This window comes from Streptomyces sp. NEAU-W12, assembly GCF_026242095.1.
In the GTDB taxonomy this organism is placed as follows: Bacteria; Actinomycetota; Actinomycetes; order Streptomycetales; family Streptomycetaceae; genus Streptomyces.
On sequence record NZ_JAPJDM010000103.1, the window covers coordinates 1 to 739 of the forward strand.

The window sequence follows — 739 nt, forward strand, 5'->3', positions numbered from 1 at the left end:
CCTTCTCCCGGGCGAAGCTGACCGCGCAGTACAGCCAGGCCAGGCTCGGCCAGCTGTGGCAGGTGGCCACGCCGCTGCTGAACGCGGCCGTGTACTTCTTCATCTTCGGCCTGCTGCTGGGCGCCCGCCGGGGCATTCCGAGCGACGTCTACGTCCCGTTCCTGGTGACGGGCGTGTTCGTGTTCACGTTCACGCAGAGCTCGGTCCTCGCCGGGGTGCGGGCCATCTCCGGCAACCTCGGCCTGGTGCGGGCCCTGCACTTCCCGCGGGCCGCGCTGCCCGTCTCGTTCGCGCTGCAGCAGCTCCAGCAGCTGCTGTTCTCGATGATCGTCCTGGTCGTCGTGGTGGTGGCGTTCGGCAGCGCGCCCGCCCTGTCCTGGCTGCTGGTCGTCCCCGCGCTGCTGCTCCAGTTCGTCTTCAACACCGGCCTCGCGCTGATCTTCGCGCGCCTCGGCAGCAGCACCCCGGACCTGGCCCAGCTGATGCCGTTCGTGCTGCGCACCTGGATGTACGCCTCGGGCGTCATGTTCAGCATCCCGGCGATGCTCGCCGACAAGGACGTCCCCCACTGGCTCGCCGACGTCCTGCAGCTGAATCCCGCCGCGGTCTACATGGACCTGGTCCGCTTCGCGCTGATCGACGGCTACGGGTCCTCGTACCTGCCGCCGCACGTGTGGGCGTTCGCGCTGGGCTGGGCGCTGCTGGCCGGCGTGACCGGCTTCGTCTACTTCTGGAAGGC

The 739-nt window shown here is 69.6% G+C and carries 1 protein-coding gene; it reads left to right on the plus strand.

Features of this window, described 5'->3' with window-relative positions; translation table 11 throughout:
• Positions 1–739 (plus strand): ABC transporter permease (locus ORI94_RS35255; RefSeq protein ID WP_266083204.1); only part of this gene is annotated, 739 nt, incomplete at both ends.